The sequence below is a fragment of the Nocardia sp. NPDC006630 genome, from assembly GCF_040611495.1.
Taxonomy (GTDB): Bacteria; Actinomycetota; Actinomycetes; order Mycobacteriales; family Mycobacteriaceae; genus Nocardia.
In genome coordinates this window covers 524550-550239 of record NZ_JBEXOK010000007.1, presented here as the reverse complement: position 1 = coordinate 550239, position 25690 = coordinate 524550, and the positions used below count along the sequence as shown (strand labels likewise).

Genomic DNA, 25690 nt, shown 5'->3' with positions numbered 1-25690 from the left:
CTTGTCCAAGTTAGGCTCCCCGCTCGATACGCATGCTCGCATTTCGGGCATGCAGAACGAGGGACCTGATGAGACTGACTCGCCGAGAATTCGTGCGCACCGCCGTCGCCGCGACCGCCGGGGCCGCCGTGGCCGGGCTGACCGCTACCGGCGCCCAAGCCACACCGTTGCCGCTGCGGCGCGGCGTGGGCGCCCCGCAGGCCTGGATGGGCGCACTGCCCGACAGCACTTCCCTACTGCGGCTGACGATTCCGGGCACCCACGACTCCTGCTGCACCAACGCGCTGCACGGCACACCCTGGGCGCAGACCCAGAACTGGGCGCTGGCCGATCAATTCCAGCAGGGCATCCGCTTCCTGGATATGCGCCTCAACGGCCTGCAGGACCATACGAGCGATTCGTTCGGGGTGTATCACTCGGCGGCGTACCAGGGCATCACCTTCGACGGGGTGCTCGATGCCTGCCGAAACTTCCTGGCCCGCAATCCCGGTGAGGTCATCGTCATGCGGGTCAAGAAGGAGGACGGCACCGACAATGACGTCGGGGGCAACTTCGAGCAGATCTTCGACGGCTATCTCGACGTCAAGGGGTACCGGCCGCTGTTCTGGATCGGCGACCACGTGCCGACGCTCGGTGAGGCGCGCGGGCGGATCGTGCTGATCGCGCAGTTCGGCAATCAGCTGCCCGCGCTGCAGTGGCCCAGCGGCGACAATGGGAATCTGTCGAACAATTACTTCTGCCTCCAGGACCATTACAAGGCCAACGGCCTGATGGGCATCGACTCCGGATCCGCCGGTGGCACAGGATCATTCGGCGGCGGGAAGACGATCGGCGGCACCGGCTCGGCCGATGTCGGGTCGTCCGGTGGCGACAAGTTCTCCTATGTCAGTAGCTGCTTCGACAAGGCGGCCGCCGACAGCAACAACTCGCTGATGTACATCAACTTCACCAGCTATTCCGACAATGCCTGGCCCAGGGACAATGCCGATGCGATCATGCCGCAGGTGGAGCGCTATCTGACCGCGCACCGCACCCAGGCCGGTCACTACGGCATTGTCCCCATGGACTTTCCGGATCTGTTCCCGAATGTGCTCGGACTACTGCTGGAGAAGAACTTCCTCTGACCGCACGGGCTCCGGAGCCGGTGCGGCGGGAGTTCGACTGGGGCGCATGGTGATTGCCAGTACGGCGGCTCCGGCGAGGGCGATCACCATGGTCCAGACCGAGCCGACGTGCATGGCATGGATGAAGGCCCCGTCCGCGGCATGAGCGAGATCGGGCCGCCCGAGGGTGGCGGCGATATGCCGGGCCTGTTCGGCGGACACCCGCGCCTGATCCCGCACCGGACCGGGCACATCCCGCAGCGAACCGTCGATCGCCTGCCGGTAGGTGATGGACATGATGGTGCCGCCCACCGCGATTCCGAGCACACTGCCGGTCTGGCGCACGGTATTGGTGACCGCGGATCCGGCGCCGACGCGTTCCAGCGGGAGGGTGTTCATCAGGGCGGCGGTGACCGAACCCATGACGACGCCGATCGAAATACCCTGCACCGCAAGCACTATCTCGTTCCAGATCAGCGGGGTATGCAGTCCGAACAAGGCGAAACTGCCCATGGCCAGCGCCGCGACGGTCACCGCCGTCGCGGTCACCGGGCGAATCGTCCAGCGGCGCACCAGGCGAATGCCGAGCGGACCGCCGATCATCGCACCGAACGCGGCCGGGGAGCTGGCAACACCGGCCTCCAGCGGTGAAAAGCCCCGTGCGCCTTGCAGATAGAACGCACCGTAGAAACCGGCGGCGGTCATGGCGAACAGCAGCAGGCACAGGGCCGCATTACCGCCGCCGAAGATCCGGCCCGCGAGCAGCCGGGGATCGAAACTGGGCTGCCGCATACGCAATTCGACAATCACGAAGGCGGTCAGCAGCGCCGCTCCGGAGACGATCGGGGCCCATACATCGAGCGGGGTCCACGAGGCCACCTGCCCCGCACGGATCAGGCCGTAGGCCAGTGCGCCGAGGCCGCTGATCGACAGCACGAATCCGGCGGGATCGAGCGGACGCTCGGTGGGACTGCGGAACTGCGGGACCAGGGCGATGATTCCGATCAGGGCGAGCGCCACGGCCGGGACATTGATGAGAAACACCGAGCCCCACCAGAAGTGGTCGAGCAGCACGCCGGCGATCAGCGGGCCCGCCGCCAATCCCACACCGGCCGAGGCCGAGGAGATGCCGATGGCGGTATTGCGCGCGGGCCCGGTGAAGGTCCAGGTGAGGATCGCCATGGTGGCGGGCATGATCATCGCGCTGCCGACGCCCATGGCGGCGCGCGCGAGGATCAGCTCCTCGGCATCGCCGGCGAAGGCCGCCCACACCGAGGCGGCCGCGAAGGTCGCCATGCCGATGGTCAGGACGGTCCGGTGCCCGAAACGGTCACCGAGCGCGCCCGCGGTGAACATCAGGGCGGCGAAGACCAGGGTGTAGGAACCGGTGGCCCATTGCAGCTGGGAGAGGGTGGCGCCGAGGCCGCGGACCGGGTCGGCGAGGGTTTCGGCGGTAATGCCGAGGATGGTGTTGTCCATCCAGATCAGGAATGACGAGAGCAGGAGTACGGCGAGAATCAGCCGCTGCCGGGATTTCGGCAGCGTCGCAGGCGTGGTCATGGGCACCTTCGGTACGATTGGTAGGAACCTGACGATCTAAGGATGCAGAATCGTCAGGAACCTGTCAATCTCTGAGGAAGGCTGGACGGTGGGTTCCTATCGCGGCGAGGGCGGTTCACTGACCTTCATGGTCCGCACGGTCTGGCTGACCATGCGCGCGGCAATCGGCGAGGAGCTCAAGGCTTTCGGGCTCTCGACCTCGCAGTACGCGACGCTCATGATGACCGAATCGCACCCCGGGCTCTCGGTCGCGGACATTGCCCGCGAGGTGGCCAGCTCCCGGCAGGCCGCCAATGAAATGCTCGGCGGACTGGAAGCGGAGGGCCTGATCGAACGCAGTCCGCATCCCACCGATCGGCGCACCCACCAGATTCATGTCACCGAATCAGGGCGAAAGCGGTTGGCAGCGGCGCGCATTGCGGTCGCCGCCCGGGAGGCCGAGTTGGAGGCGCGGTTCACGCCCGAGCAGCAGGCGGCGATTCGCGATTGGCTGGAGGGGCTGGCCGAGGCCTGCGCCGAAACCGGTCAGCGCACCGAGCGAATGGGTGCGACGGCGAGTGCGCCGAGTACCGACAGCACCCCGCCGAAGAGGAAGAGCGGAGCGTAACCGCCCAGGCTGACCACCGCCGAGGCGACAAACGGGCCGAGGATCTGCGGGGCCGCGTTCGCGATATTCAGCACGCCCATATCGCGGGCGGCGTCCTCCGCCTTCGGCAGCACCATGGTGACCAGGGCGGTATCGACCGCCATATAGCAGCCGAACGCCACACCGTTGACGGCCGCGAACGCCAGCATGCCCGGCCAGGTCGGGGTGATGACCGGAATCAGCTGTGCGGCAGCCGCAATGCCCGCGGACAGCCCGACGAAGAGCTTGCGGCGGTTGAAGCGGTCGGAGAGCACACCGCCGACCACCGTCGAAATCGTCATGCCCACAGCCGAAATGCCCGTCAGCACCGCCACCGCGGTCGACGGCTTCAAGCCGCCGGGCAGGGAGATATGGTCCTGCAGAATGTAGAGCTGGTAGCCGACAACCGAGAAATAGCCGAGGACCAGCAGGAAACGGCCGATGAAGGCCCAGCGGAAGTCGTGCTCCCGCAACACGCTCAGGAAGGCGCGGCCCTGATCGCGCAGGGACGCCGCCTTTTTGGCGGGCATACGCTGCTCGCGCGCACCGGCGGTGAAGATGACGGCGGCCGCCGCGACGAACACCCCGAGCACGAGGTAGCCGGTGCGGTAGCCGAAGGCCGAGGCCAGGCCGACACCGGCCACCGTTCCGAACGGCAGGCCGAGACCCACTGCCGCAGAAGCGACTCCACGACGTGCCAGCGGCACCCGGTCCGGAACCACCGAGGTGATGGCCGCCTGATAGATGTTCATGACCGCCTGACCCACACACCAGGCAATGGTCACCAGCAGCACGGTATTCACGCTGCCGAGCAGCGCCATGGCCGCGATCGCGGCCAGACCGCCACCGAGAATCCAGGGGTTGCGGCGGCCGGATCGATCCGACAGCGCACCTGCGACGGGGTTGAAGATCGTGGCGAAGATCGCCGAAATACCCGCTACCAGACCGAGATTGGCGACCTTGTCGGCCGCGTCGATATGTTCGACCTGCAGTGGCAGCAGCACACCGCCGACGCCGGAATACATCGCGTACATGGCCGCATTGCCGAGAAACAGCAGGGGCAGCAAGCCCTTGGTGGGAGCACCGGCGGTAGCGGAGTTCCCAGCGAGGGAGGTATCGGCGTCAGAGTGAGCCACGGTGAAATCCAAAGTGTACGAGTGAAAGTGGATAAAGGATTCGCAGCTCTTGCGACCGTGCCGTCCGACACCCGCCCATCGTTGGGACGGATATCCCTCGTCATCCCGGCCCGGTTGTGGCCGGGATCCGTACTCACTGGGTGTCAGCGGGTGGGGTGGATCCCGGCCACAAGCATGCCGGGATGACGGGGTGGTTCCGGTTCGCACCTGCGGGTGCTGACCGGAAACTGTAGGTCAGGAGATCTGGGCGGTGAGGGGCAGATTTTCGACCGAGGTGCCGATGTGCAGGGTGAACGCGCCGGGTTCGACGGCCCAGCCCTGATCGGTCCAGTGCTGGAACGAACGCTCCGGCAGATCGATGGTGGCGGTGACGGTTTCACCGGCGGCGGCCTCGACGAGGTCGAAGCCGGAGAGCCAGCGCACCGGGCGATCCACGGTGCTGCCGGTGCGGGACAGGTAGGCCTGCACGACCTGGCGGCCGGTCCGGTCACCGGTATTGCGGACGGTGACCGTCGCGGTGTGGCCGGTCACGGTCACGTCCGACAGTTCCCAGGTGGTGTAGCCGAGGCCGTGCCCGAACGGATAGGCCGGCGCCACACCGGATTTCAGCCAGGCACGGTAGCCGATATGAATGCCCTCGGTGTAGGGCAGCGAATTGTCGGCGGCGGGCTTGGTATCGACCACCGGCACATCGGCCAGCACCTTGGGCCAGGTGGTGGGCAGGCGACCACCGGGTTCGGCCGCACCGGTGAGCACATCGGCCAGGGCCGAACCGAATTCCTGGCCGGGGAACCAGGTCAGCAGCACGGCGGCGACATCGTCACGCCACGGCATCTCCACGGGCGAACCGGAATTCACCACCACGATGGTGCGCGGATTCACCGCGGCGACCGCGGCCACCAGTTCGTCCTGACGGCCGGGCAGGCGCAGATCCTTGCGGTCGAAACCCTCGGATTCGATCTGCTCGGTGGTACCGACCACGACCACCGCGACCTCGGAGGTGCGGGCCAATTCCACTGCGGCGGCGAACTCTTCGTCGGCGGCGCGGCGCGGGCGGCCGACCGCGAAGGTGAGACCCATGGCGGGCAGACCCGAATCCAGCACCGGGGCCAGCTCGATGAGCACCTCCAGCTCATCACCCTCGGCCAGCGTGCGCGTCACCCAGCGCTGCGGCGGATTCAGCAGCATCTCCACCGGATCGGCGCCGTCGGGCATGACGGTCTCGGTGAGCACGGTCTCGCCGTCGATATCCAGGCGCAGCTTGCCCACACCGGCGAAACCGATCCGCCACTCCCCCGCGGTATCGACGCGCAGTGTGCCGCGCAGTTCGAAGGACTTGGCCGCCATGGCATTCGCATTGCCGAAGAGCATGAGGCCGCCCGCGGTGCGGTGCTCGGTATCGAGGACCTTGTCACCGTCGAGGTAGCGCAGCGACAAACCGGCGGTGCCGGTCTCCGGATCGGTGACCAGGTCCAGCGGGACCGCGATCATATGGTCATTGAGGTGCACACCCGGCGTGTACTGCACCGGCAGGACCGCGGACAGGCCCTCCAGCGGCGAAGTCGTATGCGCCGGAATGACTGTGGCGCTACCGCCGCCCATGAAGCGGGGCTCGGTCGCGGCCGCACCCAGCAGGGCGACCTGCGCGGGCTTGCCCAGCGGCAGGGTGCCGTCATTGGTGGCCAGCACCATGGCCTGGGCCGCTGCCTCCCGCACCAGGTGCTGAGCGGCTTCGTCGGTGAACGCCGGTGGCTGCTGCGGGGTTCCGTTCAGCGCGCCGACACGAATGGCGAAACGCAGTATGCGGCGCACCTTTTCATCGATGGCCGACTCGGGCACCTCGCCCGTGCGCACCGCCTCGATCAGGGGCGCGCCCCACAGCTCCCAGGGGCCGGGCATGGCGATATCGGTGCCCTTGGCGGCGCCGGCGGTGGAACGCACCGCGGTCCAGTCCGACACCACCACACCGTCATAACCCCACTCGCCCTTCAAAGGCTCGTCCAGCAGGGCGTTCTCGGTCATGGTGGTGCCGTTGACCGAGTTGTAGGAATCCATGATCATCCACGTGCCCGCCTGCACCGCCCGCTCGAACGGGTACAGGTACAGCTCACGCAGCGTGCGCTCGTCGGCGATGACATCAGCCGTGAAGCGTTCGGTCTCGGAGTCATTGGCCACGTAGTGCTTCGGGCAGGCGCTCACACCGTGCGCCTGCACCGCGTCCACATAGGCCGCCGCGATCTCGGCGGTGAGCATCGGATCCTCGGAGAAGCATTCGAAATGCCTGCCGCCCAGCGGGGATCGGTGCAGATTCATGGTCGGCCCGAGGACCGCGTAGACATCCTTGCGCCGGGCCTCGGCGGCGATGAGCCCGCCGATGCGGCCGAGCAGAGCGCGGTCCCAGGTCGCGGCCAGCGCGGTACCCGAGGGCAGGCTCACCGAGGGGTCGCGTTCGTCCCAGAGTTCACCGCGCACACCGGTCGGGCCGTCCGACACCGGCATTTCGGCCAGGCCGATGCTGGTATCACCGGCGAAGCGGAAGACGCCCGAGCCGGAGATGAGCCGGACCTTGGCCGCCAGATCCAGCTTGGCGAGCAGGTCGTCGATGACGTCGTTCATGCCAGTTCCTCCCAGAAGTTCACCAGATCCGCCGACACGCGATCGGGAACGGTCTCATTGGGCACGTGCCCGGAGCCCGGATACACCGCGGTCCTAGCGTGCAACTGCTGCGCGAACTTCTCGTGGACGCTGGGGTCCCAGAGGTCGTTCGTGTCGCCGTAGGCGACCAGCAGCGGCACACCGGCATCACGCAGGGCGGTGGGATCGGCCAGCGGCGGCGCCTCCATATTCTCGAGGATGCCGAGGATATTGGCCTTCTTGGTCTGCAGAATGCGCTGATGCAGGAACTGCATGCGCTCGGGCGACGGGGGCTGCCCGGCCGCGGTCATGGCGGCGCTCATCTGCTGCCAGATCGCTTCCTGCCCAGCGGTTTCCACGATTTGCGCGACGGCCTGCGGCGGCGGGAACTTGATGTCCTCGACCGAGGACGGCCCGGAGGCCAGCAGGGTGAAGCTGCGGAAGCGCTCGGGCCGGGCGACCACCGCGACGCGCGAGACATAGCCGCCGAAGGAATGGCCGACGAGGTGGACCGGCGCATCCGGGGAGACCTGGTCGACAACGGCGAGCAGGTCAGCGGTGAAGTCGTCCATCGTGTACCCGGCGATATCGTCCGGACCATCGGACTGCCACTGCCCGCGCTGGTCGTAGGCGACCGCGCGATAACCGGCCGCGGCCAGCAGCGGGAGCATGTACTCGAAGTCCTCTTTGGAGCCGGTGAACCCCGGCACCAGCACTACCGTGCCGCGATTCTCGGCGCCGCTCGGCGGAGTGGTCTCCCATCCGGCGAGCGTGCCCGCTCCGCCCTGCAGCGTGATCGATTCGATCGGTGCTTCGGTGCCCTGAGTCATCGGCTGTCCTTCCTCGTACGGCCCTGTACGGCTCGCCCCGAGTCTGCCAGCGGATAACCCACTTACCGAGTGCTCACTCGGTACTGTGACTATTTTGTTATCTGACCTGTCGTCGCAGCTCCTGGCGCCGCGACTAGTGTCGCTGCTCATGGCCCCGCACCCCCAACGCCGGCGACGGAGCGAGGACCGCCGCGAGCAGATCATCGACGAAGCTCTGAAGGCCTTCGCCGACAATGGTTATCACGGCGCGTCCATCGCCGAGATCGCCGCGCGCTGCGGGCTCTCGCAACCCGGTCTGCTGCACTACTTTCCGAACAAGGCGGCACTGCTGGCCGCAGTTCTGGACTATCGCGACCGGCTCGACTACGACCGCCTCGGCTTCAGTCGGCAACTTCGCGGCAAAGACGCACTGGAACGACTGGCCGTGCTCGTCGAACACAATATGCACGTACCGGGACTGGTCCGGCTCTTCACCGTGGTCACCAGCGAGGCGGTCACCACGGACCATCCGGCGCGCGATTGGGTGGTGAACCGGTATCGCACCTTCGAGACCGCGCTCGCGGGCGCGCTCGACGACGGCATTGCCGACGGCACCATCCGCACCGATGTGGACACCCGGGCCGTCGCCCGCCAGACCTTCGCCATGATGGACGGCCTGCAACTGCAATGGCTGCTCGAACCCGACAGCGTCGATATGGCGCACCTGTTCCGCGCCTATATCGACGGGCTCATCGCACAGATCTCGGCCTGATCGGGCCTGTCTCGCGGCCCCGTCCTCCGATAGCATCGTGAACTAGAACGCGTTATAGTTCGCCTCGCTTGTCATGGGGTGGGCGTTCTTCGTTCTGGAAGGTGGTCGCAAAGGTGCGGACCTGGGATTCTTCGGCCGATGTCGTGGTGGTCGGCTACGGCGGCGCGGGCGTCGCCGCAGCACTGGCCGCGCGCGAATCCGGCGCGGACGTACTGGCCCTCGACCGGTTCATCGGCGGCGGCGCGACCGCGCTGTCCGGCGGCATCGTGTACGCCGGCGGCGGCACCTGGGTGCAGCGCGCAGCGGGTGTCGAGGACGATGTCGACAATATGCTCGCCTATCTGCGCGCCGAGGTCGGCGATGCGGTGAGCGAGCAGACGCTGCGCCGATTCTGCGAGGGCTCGGCGGCCATGATCGACTGGCTGACCGGGCACGGTGTGCCTTTCCAGCCGTCGCTGTGCCCGTACAAGACCTCGTACCCGACCGATGAGCACTACCTGTACTACTCCGGCAGCGAAAACTCCGGCGGTTTCCGGGAATTGGCGAAGCCGCGGCAGCGCGGGCATCGCGCACACGGGCGGGGCGTCTCGGGCAAGAAGCTGTTCGGGCCGCTGGCGGTCTCCGCGGCGAAGCACGGGGTGCGGACCCAAACCGCCACCCGCGCAACCGGACTCGTGGTCGAGGACGGCCGCGTGGTCGGCGTGGAGGCCATCACCCTCGCCGGCGCCTCCGAGGCGGTGCTGAAGCGATTCACGGCGCTGGCCAAGATCTCCGCGAAACCCGGTGTGTACCACCCGGGTTTGCGGCAACTCGTGCAGTCGCAACTCGATCGGATGGAGCGCCGCTACGGTGTGCCGGTGCGCATCGAGGCGCGGTCCGGCGTCATTCTCAGCACCGGCGGGTTCATTGCCAATGGCGCGATGGTCGCACGCCACGCCCCCGCCTACCCGTGGGCCGAGGGCCTGCCGCTCGGCACCGCCGGCGACGACGGCAGCGGCATCACCATGGCCGAGGCGATCGGCGCGGCCACCGGCAAAATGGATGCCATGTCGACCTGGCGGTTCATCGCGCCGCCGAGTGCGTTCTTCGGCTCGATCGCGGTGGATGCCAACGGCCAGCGCATGATCGACGAATCCCGCTACGGCGCGGCCATGGGCGCGGCGATCGCCACCAGCCCCGGCAATCGGGCCTGGCTGCTGCTGGATTCGGAACTGGTCACCGAATCCCGCAGGCAGATCGGGCCGCAGTCGGTGTGGTTCCAGCGCATGCAGGCCGAACGGCTCATGCGGCTGAACCCGATCACCGGTAAGTCGATCGAGGATGTCGCGGCCCGCGCGGGCATCGAACCGGCGGCGCTGCGCAAAACCGTGGACGCGCACAATCGTGCGATCGAGGAGAATCTGCCCGATCCGATGGGCAAACCGGCCGATATTCGCCGCCCGCTGCGCAGCGGGCCGTTCCAGCTCCTCGACATCTCCTTCAAGGCCAAGCTGACCTATCCGATGCCGATGCTCACCCTGGGCGGGCTGCTGGTCGATGAGGACACCGGCGCGGTGCGCACGACCGACGGCGGCACCATTCCCGGCCTGTACGCGGCGGGCCGGGCAGCGGTCGGCGTCTGCTCCAACTCCTACGTCAGCGGACTCTCCCTGGCTGACTGCGTCTTTTCCGGCCGCCGGGCCGGCGCGCACGCCGTGCAGGCGCTGAGCACTCGCTGAGCTGAGCGGGGCCTGCACACACCAGCATTCGCAGGCCCCGCGCACCGGAGTAGCCTTCGGTTTGCGGACACACCGGCAGCTCTTCCGAGAGGTTTTCTGAACGGAGGTTGGCATGAAGGCTGTGCAATATCGGACCGTGGGCGGCAAGCCCGAAGTGGTCACCGTGCCCGATCCGGAGCCCGGGCCGGGTCAGGTGCTGCTGAAGGTCGCGGCCGCCGGGGTCTGCCACTCCGACGTCATGGTGATGAGCCTGCCGGCCGAGGCCATTCGATTCCCGCTGCCGCTCACCCTCGGTCACGAAGGTGCGGGCACCGTGGCCGCGCTCGGATCCGGTGTGGAGGGCGTCCGGGTCGGCGACATGATGGCCGTGTACGGGCCGTGGGGATGCGGTGCGTGCCACAAATGCGCGGAGGGCAAGGAGAACTACTGCCTGCGCGCCACCGAGCTGAAGATCTTCCCGCCGGGTCTGGGTGCGCCGGGCGCGATGGCGGAGTACATGATCGTCGACAATGCGCGCCACCTGGTGCCGCTCGGCGATCTCGATCCGGTGCGCAGCGTGCCACTCACCGATGCCGGGCTCACGCCCTATCACGCGATCAAAAGGTCTGTGCCCAAACTGATTCCGGGCAGCACCACCGTGGTGATCGGCGCGGGCGGCCTGGGCCATGTGGCCATTCAGCTGCTGCGCGCGATGACGGCAACCCGCGTCATCGCCCTGGATGTGTCCGAGGACAAACTCGACCTCGCACGCCGCGTCGGTGCGCACGAAACGCTCCTCTCCGATTCCACCGCACCGGAGAAGGTCAAGGCGCTCACCGGCGGACGCGGCGCCGAGGTGGTGCTGGACTTCGTCGGTGCGCCGCCCACCGCATCCATTGCGGCCGCCTGCGCGGGCGTGGAATCCGATCTCACCATCGTGGGAATCGGCGGTGGCTCGGTACCCGTCGGATTCGGTTCGCTCCCTTACGAAACCGCGGTGACGGCCCCGTACTGGGGCACTCGGGCGGAACTGATCGAGGTCCTCGAGATCGCCCGCGGCGGTGAGGTCGAGGTGCACGTGGAGATCTTCGGCATCGACGAAGCGCCCCTGGCCTATGAGCGATTGCACGCGGGCACGATCGATGGTCGTGCGGTGATCCTGCCCAATTCGTAAGCGCGAAGCCGGAACATCGTGCGATCGCGTGTGGTTGCACTGGGTCGTGAACCTCGGAATAGCTCTCGCCCAGGCGAATACCACGAACTATGTCGATGCGATCGTGCTCGCGGCGCGCGAAGCGGCGCAGGCGGGGGTGCGATCGGTGTGGTTCGGCCAGCGGATGGATTACGACTCGGCCGCTCTGGCCGCCATTGTGGGCCGGGAGGTGCCGCAGCTACAGGTGGGCACCTCGGCGATTCCGGTGGTCGGCCGTCATCCGCTGCTGGTCTCCGCACAGGCCCAGACCACGCAGGCGGCCACACATGGGCGTTATCACCTGGGGCTGGCGGTCGGATCCAGCTTTGCCGCAGGCGCTTTCGGCTTGCCGTTCGATCGGCCCATCGCCCGCCTGCGCGAATTCCTCACCGCGCTGCGGGAATTGCTCGATACCGGGACGGCCGACTTCCACGGTGAACTGCTCACCGCCACTCCCCCGATGCCCACCGCCCTCCCGGGCGCGCAGCCGCGGGTACCGGTGCTGGTCGCGGCCATGGGGGCGCAGTCGCTGCGGGTGACCGGCGAACTCGCCGACGGCACGCTGCCGTATCTGGCGGGCCCGAAAACCCTCGGCGAGCACATTGTTCCGGCCATCACCAAGGCGTCCTCGACACCGCCGCGCATTGTCGCGTTCGTACCGGCGGTGGTCACCGCCCATGTGGAGGCGGCGCGCGCCGAGGCGGTGCGGCAGCTCTCGTTCTACGACCAGGTGCCCTCCTACACCCGGGTCATCGAACTCGAGGGCGCGACCCGGGCGGCGGACCTGGCCGTGATCGGCGACGAGGAGACCGTCGCCGCCCAGATCCGGCGCTATTTCGAGGCCGGGGCCACCGAGGTCGTGCTCACCAGCACCGATCTGGCCGGTCCGGACGATCAGCGGCGGACCTGGAAGCTGCTCGGTGAGCTGGCTGCTGGAATCTCGACGAATTAATGTCTCAGCCTTGTGATCCGCTGCTGGTCAGGCGCATTTCCTGACCGGATGGCGGGCGCCGGGCCGGGGCCGCGGCCACGGGCGAGGTCGATACTTTCGAGGTGAGTCTCGAATTCCTTTGGTACATCCCGAATCAGGTCACCCCGGGGCACCGCGGCGAGCCGGTCACGACCGATCACAACAGCCTGGAAACCCTCAGCGCGCAGGCCGAAGCCCTCGAGGAGCACGGCTGGAAGGGGGCGCTGATCGGCACCGGCTGGGGCCGGCCGGACACGCTCACCGTCGCCACCGCCCTGGCCGCCCGGACCACGAGCTTCGAACCACTGGTCGCGATTCGGCCCGGATACTGGCAGCCCGCCCACTTCGCCACCGCCGCAGCGACTCTCGATCAGCTGTCCGGCGGGCGGGTGCGCGTCAATATCGTGTCCGGGAAGGACAATCTCGGGGCCTACGGTGCGGCCGAGGAGGATCAGGCGCAGCGGTACGGCCGGACCAAGGAGTTCCTCCAGCTCATCCGCAAACTCTGGACGCAGGAGAACGTCACCTACCGCGGCGAGCACTATCAGGTGACCGACTCCACGGTCGTACCGCGCATCACCCCGCGCGGGGACCGGCTGCACCCGAAGCTGTACTTCGGCGGCGCTTCCGAGGCGGCCGAACGGGTCGCCGCCACCGAGGCCGACGTCCAGCTGTTCTGGGGCGAGCCGCTCGACGGCGTGCGTGAGCGGATCGAACGCCTGCGGGCACTGAGCGCCGAACTCGGGCGCGAACACCCGCCGCTCGAATTCGGGCTGCGGATAACCACTTTCGTCCGGGACACCACCGAGCAGGCCTGGGCGGACGCGGAGGCGAAGGTGGCGCGGATGGCCAGCACCGAAGGCGCGCTGCGCGATCCGCTGCGCAGCGCCGCCGTGGGACAGCAGCGGCTGCTCGATCTGGCCGCCCGCGGGGATGTGCTCGACGACAATCTCTACACCGCACCCGGCCGGTTCGGCGGCGGTGGCGCCGGCACCACCTGGCTGGTCGGCTCCGCCGAGGACGTCGCCAAATCGCTGCGCAAGTACCGTGACCTGGGAATCACGCACTTCGTACTGTCCGACACCCCGTACCTGACGGAGATCGAACGGCAGGGCAACCAGCTGCTGCCGCTGCTGCACGAATAGACAAGTGCCACAGAGGGGTTGGGAGCTCAGCTCCCAACCCCTCTCATTCGTTCCGGTGGATCTACAGTGCGAGGCCGGTGCCGTGCACGCCGTGCTCCTCGATGAGCGCGAGTTCGTCCGCCGTGAGCTCCGGGAAGTTCAGCGCGGCGATATTGTGATCGAGCTGCGCGGTCGAGCTCGCGCCGATCAGCGCGGAGGTGACCTCCGGCCGCCGCAGCACCCACTGCAGCGCCAGCTGGGCGAGTGACTGCCCGCGCGCCTCGGCGATCTTATTGAGCTCGGCGGTGCGCCGCCGGTAGGTCTCGTCGATCACGTCCGGCGACAGGAAGGTGCTGTTGCGCGCCCGCGCGCCGACCGGAATCGACTCCAGGTACTTGTCGGTCAGCAGCCCCTGCGCCAGCGGCGAATACACGATCAGGCCGAAGCCGTCCTGTACGGCAGCGTCCAGCAGGCCATTTCGCTCCGGACGGCGATCGTAGATCGAATACCGGGCCTGATCGATGAGCAGCGGGACGCCCGCCTGCCGCAGCAGCTCGGCCGCCGCATGGGCACGATCGGGCTGGTAGTTGGAAATGCCGACGTACAGCGCCTTGCCCTGCTGCACCGCGCTGACCAGCGCGCCGACCGACTCCTCCAGCGGCGTCTCGAGATCCGGACTGTGGTGATAGAAGATATCGACATAATCGGTGCCCAGATCGCGCAGGCTGTGCTCGAGCGAGGTCAGAATCGACTTACGCGACCCGCCCCGCAGATACGGGCTCGGGCCAATGGGGTTGCCCGCCTTGGTCGAGAGGATGAGTTCGTCCCGATAAGGCGCGAGATCCTTGGCTAGCACCCTGCCGAACGTCTGCTGCGCGGCGCGATGCGGCGGGCCGTAGCGGTCGGCATTGTCGAAATGGGTGATGCCCAAATCGAAGGCGTGCAGGATGATCTCGCGCTGCGTCGCGAACGCGTAATCGGTGCCGAACTTCTGCCACAGGCCGAAGGAGAAGGCGGGCAGATCGAGGCCGGAGTTTCCGGTGCGGCGGTAAGGGATCCGCTGGTACCGATCCGGTGCGGCGGCGTAGGTCAGTTCGAAGGGGCCGTGGCTCATCGGTGATTTCGCTTCCGTGTCAGGGTGCCTGGACCAGGGTCAGCTGCCCGCGCTTGCGGAGAGTGAATCCCAGCGTTTCGTAGAGACTGATCGCCGTCGTGTTGTGCGCGACGGCATGCAGGAACGGCGTCTCACCACGCGCCCGAATCCCCGCGCCGACGGCCCGGACCAGCCGACTGGCCAGACCCCGCCCCCGGAATTCGGCATCGGTGCAGACGGCACTGATCTCGGTCCAGCCCGGCGGATGCATACGCTCCCCCGCCATCGCCACCAATCGGCCGTCCACCCGCAGACCCAGATACGTCCCCATCTCGATGGTCCGCGGCGCGAACGGGCCCGGCTCGGTACGCGCGATCAACTCCAGTACCTCGGGCACATCCGCCGCGGTGAGCACCTCGAGCTCCGGATCGGCGGCGACCTCGAGCCCGGTGCCGTCCATCTGCACCGACCCGAACTGATCCAGCAGCGACCAGCCCTCCGGCAGCACATGACCGTGCCCGCGCAGCGCGGTCACCCCGCCAGGCCCGACCACCTCAGCCAGATCAGCCCAGTCCTGCTCCTCCAGCACCGGCGGATGCCCGACAAACCGGGCGACCTCCGGGTCGTACCGCCCGATCTCACCCACCCAGTGGGCGAACCGCCTGTGCTCCCCACGCAACGACGCCCGCACGGGGTCGTCGAGCGGGTGCAACGAGGTATCGACGTCGATGGTCGACTCCGTGGTCAATGCACACTCCTCCGCTAAGCGTCCGACCAGTGAACGTTAGCGAGGCGCACCAACTCGGGCATCGGTTGCACTCACCGCGATTTCGACGCAGGGCGATGTCGCGTTCCGAAAAGCGCAGCAGGCCTTGTCAACCATGGGAACAGTGCGACACGAACGATGACACGTATTTCGATGTACCGTTAGTCAACGGCACGTTCAGTACGCGGATCCCCCGCGCCGGTCGTGTCACAACTACCTATCGCACACAAGGACCATCATCATGTCTCTCACCCATCCCGCGCGGAAGTTCGTCGCCGCCTCCCTGCTCGCCTGTGCCTTGACCGCCGCGACCGTATCGATCGCACCCGAAGCTCTTGCCGCGCCTGGGGGTTCCTCCTCCGGCGGCACCCACAATGGGGGCGGGGGCACGCACAACGGGGGCGGGACACACAATGCACCCGGCGGACGCAGCACCACGAGCGGCGGGCACGGCACCACGAGCGGTAGCACCACTAACGGCGGCCGCTCGCCGCGGGCGGGCGCCACCAGCGGTTTCAACGACGACGGCGCCGGCTGGGGCTACGGGCACTACTACCGGTTACCTCAGGACGGCAATACCGACAATCGGCGTGTCGGGGATCGCACGGTGGCCGGGGCGCCGAGTTATTCGCCGGACAGCACGAGCCACCGCGCGCAGGGCTGCGAGATATCCCCGGAGTGCGGCGAGCACTGATCACTCTCGCGAAGCCCGGAACATCACTCGCGCGAGGCCCGGAACATCAGTCTCGCGAAGCTCGGAGCGCCGGCGCGTCCGGGCGGCGCTCCGCGGCGGTCCGCACGCGGTCGGCCAGTTCCGCCGGTACCTGCCGGATGATCTCCGTGCGGGAGGCGATGACCAACTTCTGCCGGATGCTCACCAGTTGCGCGTCGACGGTCCGCGTCGAACTGTGCCGAGCCCGGGCGATGGCACTGTTCGACCATCCGGCCGCGGCGTACATCGCCACATCACTTTCCGCCGGTGACAACGCATTCCAGCGGGAGGGTACAACCACGGCGGCGCAGGATTCGTGCTCCGGATTCAGCCCGAAACGCCGCAATTCGGCGAACTCCGGTCGCACCGTGGCGCCCTCGGCTTCCGCCGCCGCGTAGGCGGCAGCGCCCAGCACCGCCTCCGCCACCATCGCGGCGGGCTGTATCTCCCCCACGATGAGCGGAATGCTGTCGACCACCAGCCCCATGGCATCGTGGCTGACGCGCAGCGCGCCGATCAGCCGGGCCACCCGCGTGGCCGCGGTATTCAATTGCGCGGCCTCGGTTTTCCCCTCGACCAACTGCTGCGCGAGCTGTGCCGTCGTCGCCGCGATCCGGGCGCCCACGGCCCAGGTCGCCGCCCACATATCGCCCTCGAGCAGATGTTGTTCGAGGACCTCGTACGACATCACCATCGCCTCGTCGGCCCGGCCGTGCTTGGCCAGCGCGACCGACCGCGCGAGCAGCGCCCAGCCGTAGGAGAGAGTGGATCCGGCCGCACTGGCCCGCACGGTGTATCGCTCGGTGTGGTCCAGCGCCTGCGCCTCGGTACCGATGAACGCCGCGGCCATGGCGACCAGCATCGCGCTGACCTCCTCACCTACCGGATCACGGACGGCCGCGAACTTCCGGTAGGCGCGACTCAGCGCCGGGATGGCGCGCGGATCCCGGTGCAGCAGTAGCAGTTCGATGCCCCACAGCCATTCGGCGGCCGGCACCAGGACGAGATCCTCACCGGCCTCGCGCCAGGCGCCCAGCGGACTCGGCCGTGTCACCTCGACACACTGGTCCAGCAGCCGCATCGCCTCAGCGCTGCGCCCTTCCCACAGCGCGATCCAGGCCATCACGGCCACCGCCCGGGTGCGCAGACCGGAGGGCGGCGGATCGAGACGGCGCGTGACCTCCAAGACGCGGTCGGTGACACGCATGAGCGCGGTGCCGCCGAAAGTGACGAAGGGGACCCACATCCACAGCAGGGTCGCGAGTATCTCCAGACTCACGACCGCCTCGTCCGGATCGGCCAAGCCGCTCTCGATGCACATCAGCACGTCACCCCAGGACGCCTGCGCACCGTCGAGCCAGGTCCGCTCCTGCGGCTTGTTCCAGACGTATTGTCCCGCAACGATTTTGTCGCGGAAATAGTGCCGGTGCCGGATCACGGTACGCGCCGCGTCGTCCGGGTTCTCGCGCCGCAACCGCTCGCAGGCGAATACGCGCACGCTCTCCACCAGATACCACCGCATGGTGGTCGGCTCCAGATGCATCGATACCAGTGACCGCTCGGCCAATCGCTCGACCAGCGCCGGGATCTGCGCCGCGGGCAGCCGCTCGTCGGCGCACACCGCGATGACACCGTCGAGTTCGGCGCCATTGCGCAGCGACTGCTCGCCGGTGACATAACCGGCGGCGAAGATCGACATGCGCTCGAGCAGGAGTTGCTCGGGCGCACTGCACAATTCGAATGACCAGGCGATGACGTCGTATACGCCGCGGTGGCGCGGGTCCGCGCTCACCACCTGGCCGCGCGACCAGTGCAGGCGCTTATCGGCCGGATCGCCACTGAGCTCGCGCAGCACCATCGCGGGCGGATGGAATCGCAGGCGGGCCGCCGCCAGCCGGATGAACAGCGGGTTGTTGTCGACGTGCCGGCAGATCTGCTCGACCACGGCCATCTGGTCGGAGCCGTTCCCGATGGGCCGCTCCAGGAGATCGGCTCGCCCGCAGAACAATTCGACCGACTGCCCGGCCGACAGCGGCGGCACCGTCACGATGTACTCGTCGTCCCATCCGATCGGCTCACGACTGGTGGCCACGATGGTCAAGCCCGGGAATCCCTCGATCAACCGGGCGATCACGGCACGGGCGCTGTCGAGCACGTGCTCGCAGTTGTCCATCACCAGGATTCGGCGCACGGCGGGGTCGCCGCTGAGAACGGTGGTGAGCATGCCGTCCCGGCGCTCGGCGGCCCAGGAGTCGACCCGGGTCGCGGACTCCACCAGATCCTCGATATCGGCGCCCGCGGGCAGCTCTGCGAGAGACACCCAGAACACGGGCAGGCCCAGGCTCCGGTGCGCCTCGACCAGAGCCCGGGCGGCCAGTCGCGTCTTGCCGATGCCACCCGGTCCGATGAGGGTGAGCAGCCGGGCATTGCGATCCAGCAAATCGCCGATCCGCGTCAATTCACGGCGCCGCCCGAGAAAACTCCCGGTGGCGTACATCTGAACGGTGCCAAAACCCGACATAGTCTCGGCAGGCTAGCGCATTGCCGGGACAGACGGAGGGCCTTGGCCCAGTAGATGATTCGCCGGAAGCCACAAGCAGCGAACCGGGCGACCGGGCGGCTCGATCTACGCTAAGATGCCAGCGTTCGCTGCGCCCGCGGCCGCACGCCGGCGCACTCTCGCCGATAGTGCATCATGACCACCGCACTGTCGAAGGCCGTCACGCTCGCCAGCTGCAGCTCGGACGTATCGAAGGCCGGGGGAAACAGCGGCACCCCGGCGCCGAGCACCAGCGGGTGCACGAACAGCCGATATTCGTCGATCAGGTTGTGCGTCATGAACATTGCGGCCGTCTCGATACCGCCGAACACGATCAGGTGGCCGTCGGTCCCCTCTCGCAATGCGACCATCTCCTCGACCGCGCGGCGCCGAATCACCTTGGTATTCCAGTCCGTTCGATCGAGGGACCGTGAGAATACGACCTTGGGTTTCGCTTTCCAGCAGCCGGCGAAGTCGATATAGAATTGCGAGATCGCCGGATCGCCGTCAGCGGTCGGCCAGAACGACGACATGATCTCGTAGGTCTTGCGCCCGTACAGGAACGCCTCGGCCGCCCGTAGCTCATCCAGCATCGAGGAGTACAGCTCCTCGTCCACCACCGGCCAGTGCACCCGCTCGTCCGCGCCCTCGGCGAAACCGTCGAGGGACATCTGCATCCACAGGGTCACACGTGCCATCTCTTACTCGCTCTCGACGCCGGATCAGAGTGAGATTGTCGACAGTGCTGGCGCAAATGCGCAATCGGTAGGTTCGCGCGGACCTACCTAAGTAGGTCCGCGCAGGGGTGCTCGCCCGAGCCGTTCACGCACCCTCCGCAATCAAACAGCAACCCCACCTGAGGCATTCGCGACCAGCGTCAGGAGAGGACGCCGTCGATGCACAGACTCGCGGACCGCCGGGTCGGCAGCGGATGCGGAGAGCTCACCGTGAAGTCCCACTGCGCGATGCTCGCAACGGCATGCCAGGACAGGAAACCCGTCGCGTCGGCCCGCAGTTCGTACACCGCATCGGTTCCCTCGACCAGCTGGTCGCCGACGCAGTAGTCGTTGTAATCCGAACCCGGCTGCCAGGCGCCCGGGGAGAAGGAACCGATCGGGTAACCCGTGCCGGGGCTCGCCACCGAACTCATCTGCCCCGGAGCCCACTCATGGGACCAGTACGATGCTCCGATCTCGTTGCGGCGACAGGTGAATGACAGACCACCGGCGTAAACCGTTCCGTCCTGCCGGAATTGAGCGCCGCTCCACAGGCAGCCCGGGGTACCGGCGGCGGCCTCCGGGGCCAGAGCCACCCCCGCCGCTCCCGCGGAGGCGATGACCGCCAGTACGGCAGCGCCGCCCGCCCAGCGCCGCCACCAGCGAGTACGGGAAGGATCGTGGGTGCCGGGGCGGGGAGTGTTCCCGATATTCATCGACGTCTCCATTGATCGTTCGCGCCGGGCGCCAACGTCGATACAGCGACGGCGCCTCTGAGTACGCCGTCAATGTACCGCTGATCAACGGTACGTTGTATGAAGTATCCTCACCCCTGGGAAGCGGAAGCCTTGTGCCTCAGGGGTTCCCGAGGGCCTCGGTGAGTTCCACATCCTGCTCGACCGACCGGGCGATCAGCCGGGGCAGCACTCCGGCCACCGCCGGGATCGGCGCCGAGCGGAGGACGCCGACACTCTCGGCGAGTTCGGCGGTATCCGCCACGGTCCGATCGGAGTTCCGATACGACTCCCAGGCCGTGCGATGGATCAGATCCGCGACGCGGCGAGCCATTCGATCGCAATCGGCGCGCAGCTTCTCCAATTCGGTCAGTGCGTCGGCGGCGGATACGCCGACGGCCGTCAGCTGGTCGACGAACCGGGCCAGCTCCCGATCCGCAACCCGATAGGTCGCCGCATCGACTGGCTCATAGACGCCAGCGGCGACTACGCGCGCCAGGCCGTTCGGTGCGGATCCGAAGTACTCCTGCAGTTCGGCCGCCGAGATGGTGTCGCCGGCCGCCACACTCACCGCGCCGGGTTCACCCGGATCTCCGACTCCCAGCACATCACCGAGATCGTCGCCGCGGTCCCAGGCCGCGAGCAACTCCTTGATGCCGTTGAGCTTGATGCCCCGATCGAGCAGCCTGCTGATGGTGTGCACTCGCTTGAGATGTTCCGGCCCGTAGTACCCGGTACGGCCCTTCACCTGCGGCGGCTGCAGCACCCCCCGTTCGTGATAGACGCGCACGCTCCGCACTGTCGTCCCGGCCGCGCGAGCAAGCTCGTCGATCGTGTACTCAACCCCTCCTACCATATGTACAGGAAACCACACCGAAACAGATTCTCTGTATAAGCCGGTGTCACATTTAACGGTGTACCGCCGACGAGCGATCCACTGTCCAGGCCGTTCGCTTCCGCCCAGGACAAACGTTCATTTGCCGTCTTCGGCGGCGTTGCCTTCCCGCCCTTGGTGATTCGGGTCGGGCGGCGATATCGCCGAGGCGCCTACGCTGTCGCGATGAGCGATTCAGCGCAGGCCCGATTGAGCGCCGCGGAGCGCGAACGCGCACTGGACGAGCTCACGCGCCACTTCGTCATCGGCAGACTCGACGCTGCCCAATTCGACGAACGCTGCCACCGGGCCATCGAGGCGACCACCAAGCAGCAACTCGCCTGGCTCTTCACCGATCTGCCCGCCTATGCCGCACCGCCGCCGCCCGCGCCGGCCAATCCGATCGCGCCCCGTCTGGCCGTGATCATCGGTGCGATCCTCAGTTTCACGGTGGTGCTCGCGCTGACGTCGGGCAATTGGGCCTGGTGGCTGCTGCTCGTGGGCGCGGCGGTCGTGGTGCCGGTCTACGTCCGCATCGCGCGATAGCCCGCGGCTACCAGCGAGTGCGTGGCCGCACCTGATTGGCGAGATCGACCAGGCGATAACGATGGAAGCGATCGGGCGCCGCCCGGGCCACGGCCCGCAGGCACGATTCGAGTCCCAGCCGCAGGCCCCGCTCTGTCAGCGGGTAACCGAGCACGGTGACGTCCGGGCGTTCCGGGCGGCCGCCCCCGCGCAGGCATTCCAGCGCGGCCCCCACCACCACGACCTTCAGCTGCAATGCCCGCGGTTCCTCCGACAGGTTCTCGAGGCGGGTCGCGGCCGCCGCGAGATCGGCGTCGGCGATATCGGCGGCAGCGCGGGACACCATGAGCAGGCTGCCCGTCAGATAGGCCACGTCGAAATGGCGTGAGGTGGCCGGGACCTGGTCGAGCACGGCGACCGCGTCGAGGTTGCGGCCCACGGACACCAGTCGGCGCGCCAATCCCGCTGCCGCACTGACCAATCCGTGATTGGTCCGCCACACCGTCCGATAGTGTTCCAGGGCGGCGTGCTGCCAGCGCTCCGGATCACCGCCGCCGGCCCGGTCCTGCAGGACGAGTTCGGCCGTGGCCGCCAATGCCACCCGCGGTCCCAGCTCACCCGGGAGCATGGCGTAGACCGCGTCGAAATGCCCGTACGCGCGCTCGGCGTAGCCGTCCAGCAGTGCGGCGACCCCGACATACCATTCGATACGCCAGTCCACCCCGTAGCGCGGTTTCAGCTCCGCGAGCAATGCACATGCCGATACGGTCCCGCCGAGATCGAGATGAGCGCGGGCCGCCGCCAATGCGCGCTCGAGTTCATAGGATTCGGGCGCCTGTACGGCGCCGGCGAGAATACGGCTGTCGATCCGGCGGAGCATGTCGAGTGCGTGCACCGGCTCGGCATGCAGGACTGCCGACAGCAGATCAGCACACGGATCCTCGGTGTCGATGAGCGGTACCGGCAGCGCCGCGACGATCTCCGAGACATCCAGTACGGCCCGGCGGTCGATGCCGTCGACGATCCCATCGGTCCGGCAGACGAGAGCGTCGATACCGAAATCGCCTCGCAGGGCCCCGAATTCGACTGATTCGTGCGGATGCTCCGCACCGGTGTCGACCGTGAGCACCATTTTGAGCACGCCGACCAGCTGGCAGTACATCGAGTACGCGGAGGGAAAGCGGCGCTGCGGATCCGGGTGCGTGGCGCGCCGCAGCAAGCGGTACAGCCCCGGATACCGGCGCAGCAGCGGCTCGTCCTCCGGGTCCGGAATCCCGGACACGTAATCGCCCTGGTCGTCTCGGGGCAGGTCGAGCACCACGGCGGCGAGCGTCCGGCCGACCGTGTAGATATCGGTCAGCACCGTCGGACCGGTCTCGGTGATCTCCGGTGCCTGATAACCGGGGGTGCCGTAGATGCTCCCGAAGGAGTCCATGGCGGCCACCGCGCCCAGGTCGATGAGTTTGACCTCGTCCTCACCGACCATGATGTTGTCGGGCTTCAGGTCGTTGTACGCCAGGCCCAGGGAATGCAGATAGTCCAGTGCCGGAAGGATTTCCATGGCGTAGGCGACGGCCTCCGCGACCGGCAGCCGAACCCGCTCGCGCTGATCGAGCATCGCTTTGAGCGAGCGCCCGCCGACGTACTCCATGACGATATAGCCGTCCGGAATATCGCGCCCGGCCTTGTGCTTCACGAAGTTGTAGATCTTGACGATGCTGGGATGCGATACCTCGGAAAGGAATTGGCGTTCGGCGAGGGCCACCACGTGCGCCTCGAAGTCCAGCGGATTCTGCAGGCCCTTGAGCACCACCCAGCGATCACTGACATTGCGGTCCACCGCCAGGTAGACCCAGCCCAGCCCGCCGTGCGCCAGACAGCCCTGCACCTCGTACTGGTCGGCGACGAGATCGCCCGGGCACAGCGCCGGGCGGAAATTGAACAGTGCGCCGCAGTGCTCGCACTTCCCGGCGATCACCCCCGGCGACTCGGGGGTGCGGCGCCCGACCGGACGAGCGCACTTCCAGCAGAAGCGTTTGGGCTCGGGCACTTCCGGATCTGCCAGCACCGCCTGGCGCGGATCCAGGGGTTTCACGCGGGGTAGCTCCACCAGGCCGGCGCCGAGACGGCGCACACTCGGGCGGGATCGGCCGTTGCGCGCGGAGGGCGATTCCAGATCGGCGTCGTCCTCGAAGTCGAGATCGAGATCCAAGGCCAGCGCGGCGGCGAGGAGCGGATCGGACTCGGGCACGAGAACCGGTGCGGCGGCGGTGCCGGGTGTGGCCGCGCCGGTGCCGGGTGTGGCCGCGGGCGTCCGGCGGGTCGCCCAGGGATGCGGGCGCTGCTGCGGGACCTCGGTGCCACGGGCCCGCCGATTCGCCCAGGGATGCGGCTTCGGACGCTCGGATGCGCTGGGTTGCTCCCGCATGGAAACCTCTCGAACCCGCCGTAGAATCGAGTTCCCATTATCGAGGCGGCGCCGGATGTTCGGCCGTGCACTGTTCCCCCCAGTGAGAAGGAAGCCGCCCCGGACGAAATATCCGGGGCGGCAGGCGATCTAGTGGTGATCGGACTCGTCGGGGAGCGGGGCGGCATCGACGATGTCGTGTACCCGGGGCGGCCGCTCGACAACAACGGGGAACTGACCGGTGAAGCCCTGCCGGTCCCGCGCCATCTGGAAGACCCGCCTGCGGGCCAGGAACCAGCCGCCGACGAGCGCCGGGATCATGACGAAGATCATCGAGAGCACCGCGCCGCGCTGCACGTCATCGCTGCTGAAGGCCATGAGCGCCACCACTCCGGCGAGGAAGGCCAGCGTCGCGATGCTGGTGTAGGGCGCGCCGATCAGGCGGAACGACGGCCGCTCCATCAGACCCCGGCGCCACCAGCGCCACAGCTGCAGCTGACACAGCACGATCGCCGCCCACGACGCGACCGTGCCCAATGCCGACATGTTCAAGACGATTTCGAAGGCCTTGTCGGGCACCAGGGCATTGAGCACGACGCCCAGCAGGGCGATGGTGCCGGTGGCGAGAATGCCGACGTACGGGACGCCGGTGCTCGACATGCGCGAGGCCAGCCTGGGCGCACTGCCGTTCATGGACATCGACCGCAGAATCCGCCCGGTCGAGTACAGGCCGGCATTGAGGCTCGAGAACGCCGCGGTGAGCACCACCAGGTTCATGATCGAACCAGCGCCCGGCACACCGAGTTTCGTGAAGAAGGTGACGAACGGACTGGTCCCCGCCTTGTAGGCGGTGTACGGCAGCAGCAGGCCGAGCAATACGAGCGAGCCGACGTAGAACACCGCGATCCGCGCGATCACCGAATTGATGGCCCGGGGCATGATCTTCTCGGGGTTCTCCGTCTCCCCCGCCGCCGTGCCGATCAATTCCACTGCGGCGTAGGCGAATACGACGCCCGTGGTGACCAGCACCAGTGGCGCGAGGCCCACCGGGAACAGCCCGCCGTGGCTGGAGATCACACCGAATCCGGTCTGCCCGCCCGCGACGGTGAAACGCCCGCCCAGGAATACGGTGCCGATGATCAGGAAGGCGACCAGGGCGACGACCTTGATGAGGGCCGCCCAGAACTCGAGCTCACCGAACCAGCGCACCGAGATGAGATTGATGCTCACCACCAGCGCCAGCGCGATCAGGGCGATCAGCCACTGCGGAACCGATCGGAACGCCTCCCAGTAGTGGATATAGGTGGCCACCGCGGTGATATCTACGATCCCGGTCATGCACCAGTGGAAGAAGTACATCCACCCCACCGCGAAAGCCATCTTCTCCCCGTAGAACTCACGGGCGTAGGAGACGAACGAGCCGGAGGAGGGGCGATGCAGCACCAGCTCACCCAGTGCCCGCAGGACGAAGAAGACGAACACCCCGCAGATTCCATAGACGAGGAACAGGCCCGGACCGGCGCTGGCCAGCCGCCCGCCCGCACCCAGGAAAAGGCCCGTGCCGATGGCACCGCCGATTGCGATCATCTGCAACTGCCGCGGGCGCAGCGCTTTGTGATAGCCCGCGTCCTCGTCGTGCAGGGAGTCCCCCGGCGTCACGGGTGGTCGAACGGTTGTCATGGTGAGCCTTTCACGTGACGGC

The 25690-nt window shown here is 67.6% G+C and carries 21 protein-coding genes; 9 read left to right on the top strand and 12 right to left on the bottom strand.

What is annotated here, in order from left to right:
• Positions 1–68: 68 nt before the first annotated feature.
• Positions 69–1124 (top strand): phosphatidylinositol-specific phospholipase C, encoded by a 1056-nt coding sequence (locus tag ABZX86_RS23595; protein WP_355126760.1) that lies wholly within the window; start codon positions 69–71, stop codon positions 1122–1124.
• Here the strand turns inward: ABZX86_RS23595 and ABZX86_RS23590 are convergent.
• The gene (locus ABZX86_RS23590; protein ID WP_355126758.1) at positions 1098–2663 is read right to left on the bottom strand and encodes an MFS transporter; all 1566 of its coding nucleotides are present in this window, start codon (positions 2661–2663) and stop codon (positions 1098–1100) included. The genes ABZX86_RS23595 and ABZX86_RS23590 overlap by 27 nt on opposite strands.
• An 88-nt stretch (positions 2664–2751) precedes the next feature.
• On the opposite strand from ABZX86_RS23590, the gene ABZX86_RS23585 reads away from it, so the two are divergent.
• Positions 2752–3270, top strand: a complete 519-nt coding sequence (locus ABZX86_RS23585) for a MarR family transcriptional regulator (protein WP_355126756.1) — start codon at positions 2752–2754, stop codon at positions 3268–3270.
• Here ABZX86_RS23585 and ABZX86_RS23580 read toward each other — a convergent pair.
• The 3 genes from ABZX86_RS23580 to ABZX86_RS23570 form a co-directional block, all read right to left on the bottom strand.
• Positions 3189–4424 carry an MFS transporter gene (locus ABZX86_RS23580; RefSeq protein WP_355126754.1) on the bottom strand — a complete coding sequence of 412 codons (1236 nt, stop codon included), beginning with the start codon at positions 4422–4424 and terminating at the stop codon, positions 3189–3191. The genes ABZX86_RS23585 and ABZX86_RS23580 overlap by 82 nt on opposite strands.
• 234 nt (positions 4425–4658) lie before the next feature.
• The gene (locus ABZX86_RS23575; RefSeq protein WP_355126752.1) at positions 4659–7040 is read right to left on the bottom strand and encodes a glycoside hydrolase family 3 C-terminal domain-containing protein; all 2382 of its coding nucleotides are present in this window, start codon (positions 7038–7040) and stop codon (positions 4659–4661) included.
• Complete coding sequence (locus tag ABZX86_RS23570) at positions 7037–7888, bottom strand: alpha/beta hydrolase (protein ID WP_355126750.1); 852 nt, start codon at positions 7886–7888, stop codon at positions 7037–7039. Before ABZX86_RS23570 ends, ABZX86_RS23575 begins: the two co-directional genes overlap by 4 nt.
• Positions 7889–8036: 148 nt before the next feature.
• Between ABZX86_RS23570 and ABZX86_RS23565 the strand changes: the two genes are divergently transcribed.
• The 5 genes from ABZX86_RS23565 to ABZX86_RS23545 all read left to right on the top strand — a co-directional run bounded on the left by ABZX86_RS23565 (position 8037) and on the right by ABZX86_RS23545 (position 13643).
• A complete protein-coding gene (locus tag ABZX86_RS23565; RefSeq protein WP_355126748.1) occupies positions 8037–8639 on the top strand; it encodes a TetR/AcrR family transcriptional regulator in 603 nt (200 codons plus the stop codon).
• Positions 8640–8752: 113 nt separating this feature from the next.
• Positions 8753–10357: an FAD-binding protein gene (locus tag ABZX86_RS23560; RefSeq protein WP_355126746.1), complete on the top strand. Its 1605-nt coding sequence runs from the start codon at positions 8753–8755 to the stop codon at positions 10355–10357.
• 112 nt (positions 10358–10469) lie between these two features.
• A complete protein-coding gene (locus tag ABZX86_RS23555; RefSeq protein WP_355126744.1) occupies positions 10470–11510 on the top strand; it encodes an NAD(P)-dependent alcohol dehydrogenase in 1041 nt (346 codons plus the stop codon).
• A gap of 46 nt (positions 11511–11556) precedes the next feature.
• Positions 11557–12480 carry a TIGR03564 family F420-dependent LLM class oxidoreductase gene (locus tag ABZX86_RS23550; protein ID WP_355126742.1) on the top strand — a complete coding sequence of 308 codons (924 nt, stop codon included), beginning with the start codon at positions 11557–11559 and terminating at the stop codon, positions 12478–12480.
• 101 nt (positions 12481–12581) lie between these two features.
• Positions 12582–13643 (top strand): LLM class flavin-dependent oxidoreductase, encoded by a 1062-nt coding sequence (locus tag ABZX86_RS23545; protein ID WP_355126740.1) that lies wholly within the window; start codon positions 12582–12584, stop codon positions 13641–13643.
• Positions 13644–13704: 61 nt separating this feature from the next.
• Here the strand turns inward: ABZX86_RS23545 and ABZX86_RS23540 are convergent, their stop codons facing one another.
• The gene (locus tag ABZX86_RS23540) at positions 13705–14736 is read right to left on the bottom strand and encodes an aldo/keto reductase (protein ID WP_355126738.1); all 1032 of its coding nucleotides are present in this window, start codon (positions 14734–14736) and stop codon (positions 13705–13707) included.
• Positions 14737–14755: 19 nt separating this feature from the next.
• On the bottom strand, positions 14756–15463 hold the full coding sequence (locus ABZX86_RS23535; protein WP_355126736.1) for a GNAT family N-acetyltransferase: 708 nt from the start codon (positions 15461–15463) through the stop codon (positions 14756–14758).
• A gap of 259 nt (positions 15464–15722) precedes the next feature.
• On the opposite strand from ABZX86_RS23535, the gene ABZX86_RS23530 reads away from it, so the two are divergent.
• On the top strand, positions 15723–16175 hold the full coding sequence (locus ABZX86_RS23530) for a hypothetical protein (RefSeq protein WP_355126734.1): 453 nt from the start codon (positions 15723–15725) through the stop codon (positions 16173–16175).
• A 46-nt stretch (positions 16176–16221) separates the two neighbouring features.
• Here the strand turns inward: ABZX86_RS23530 and ABZX86_RS23525 are convergent, their stop codons facing one another.
• The 4 genes from ABZX86_RS23525 to ABZX86_RS23510 all read right to left on the bottom strand — a co-directional run bounded on the left by ABZX86_RS23525 (position 16222) and on the right by ABZX86_RS23510 (position 21038).
• The gene (locus tag ABZX86_RS23525; protein ID WP_355126732.1) at positions 16222–18714 is read right to left on the bottom strand and encodes a LuxR C-terminal-related transcriptional regulator; all 2493 of its coding nucleotides are present in this window, start codon (positions 18712–18714) and stop codon (positions 16222–16224) included.
• Positions 18715–18824: 110 nt separating this feature from the next.
• Positions 18825–19430 carry a dihydrofolate reductase family protein gene (locus tag ABZX86_RS23520; RefSeq protein ID WP_355126730.1) on the bottom strand — a complete coding sequence of 202 codons (606 nt, stop codon included), beginning with the start codon at positions 19428–19430 and terminating at the stop codon, positions 18825–18827.
• A 179-nt stretch (positions 19431–19609) separates the two neighbouring features.
• Entirely contained in the window at positions 19610–20164 is a 555-nt protein-coding gene (locus ABZX86_RS23515; protein ID WP_355126728.1) for a hypothetical protein, read from the bottom strand.
• Between the two features lie 139 nt (positions 20165–20303).
• Positions 20304–21038 (bottom strand): MerR family transcriptional regulator, encoded by a 735-nt coding sequence (locus ABZX86_RS23510; RefSeq protein ID WP_355126726.1) that lies wholly within the window; start codon positions 21036–21038, stop codon positions 20304–20306.
• A gap of 204 nt (positions 21039–21242) precedes the next feature.
• Here ABZX86_RS23510 and ABZX86_RS23505 point away from each other — a divergent pair, with 204 nt between their 5' ends.
• Positions 21243–21602 (top strand): DUF1707 domain-containing protein, encoded by a 360-nt coding sequence (locus ABZX86_RS23505; protein WP_355126724.1) that lies wholly within the window; start codon positions 21243–21245, stop codon positions 21600–21602.
• A 7-nt stretch (positions 21603–21609) separates the two neighbouring features.
• Here ABZX86_RS23505 and ABZX86_RS23500 read toward each other — a convergent pair whose 3' ends face one another.
• Together ABZX86_RS23500 and ABZX86_RS23495 are read right to left on the bottom strand one after the other, a co-directional pair.
• Positions 21610–24009 carry a tetratricopeptide repeat protein gene (locus ABZX86_RS23500; protein ID WP_355126722.1) on the bottom strand — a complete coding sequence of 800 codons (2400 nt, stop codon included), beginning with the start codon at positions 24007–24009 and terminating at the stop codon, positions 21610–21612.
• A gap of 129 nt (positions 24010–24138) precedes the next feature.
• Complete coding sequence (locus ABZX86_RS23495) at positions 24139–25668, bottom strand: amino acid permease (RefSeq protein WP_355126720.1); 1530 nt, start codon at positions 25666–25668, stop codon at positions 24139–24141.
• Positions 25669–25690 lie beyond the last annotated feature (22 nt).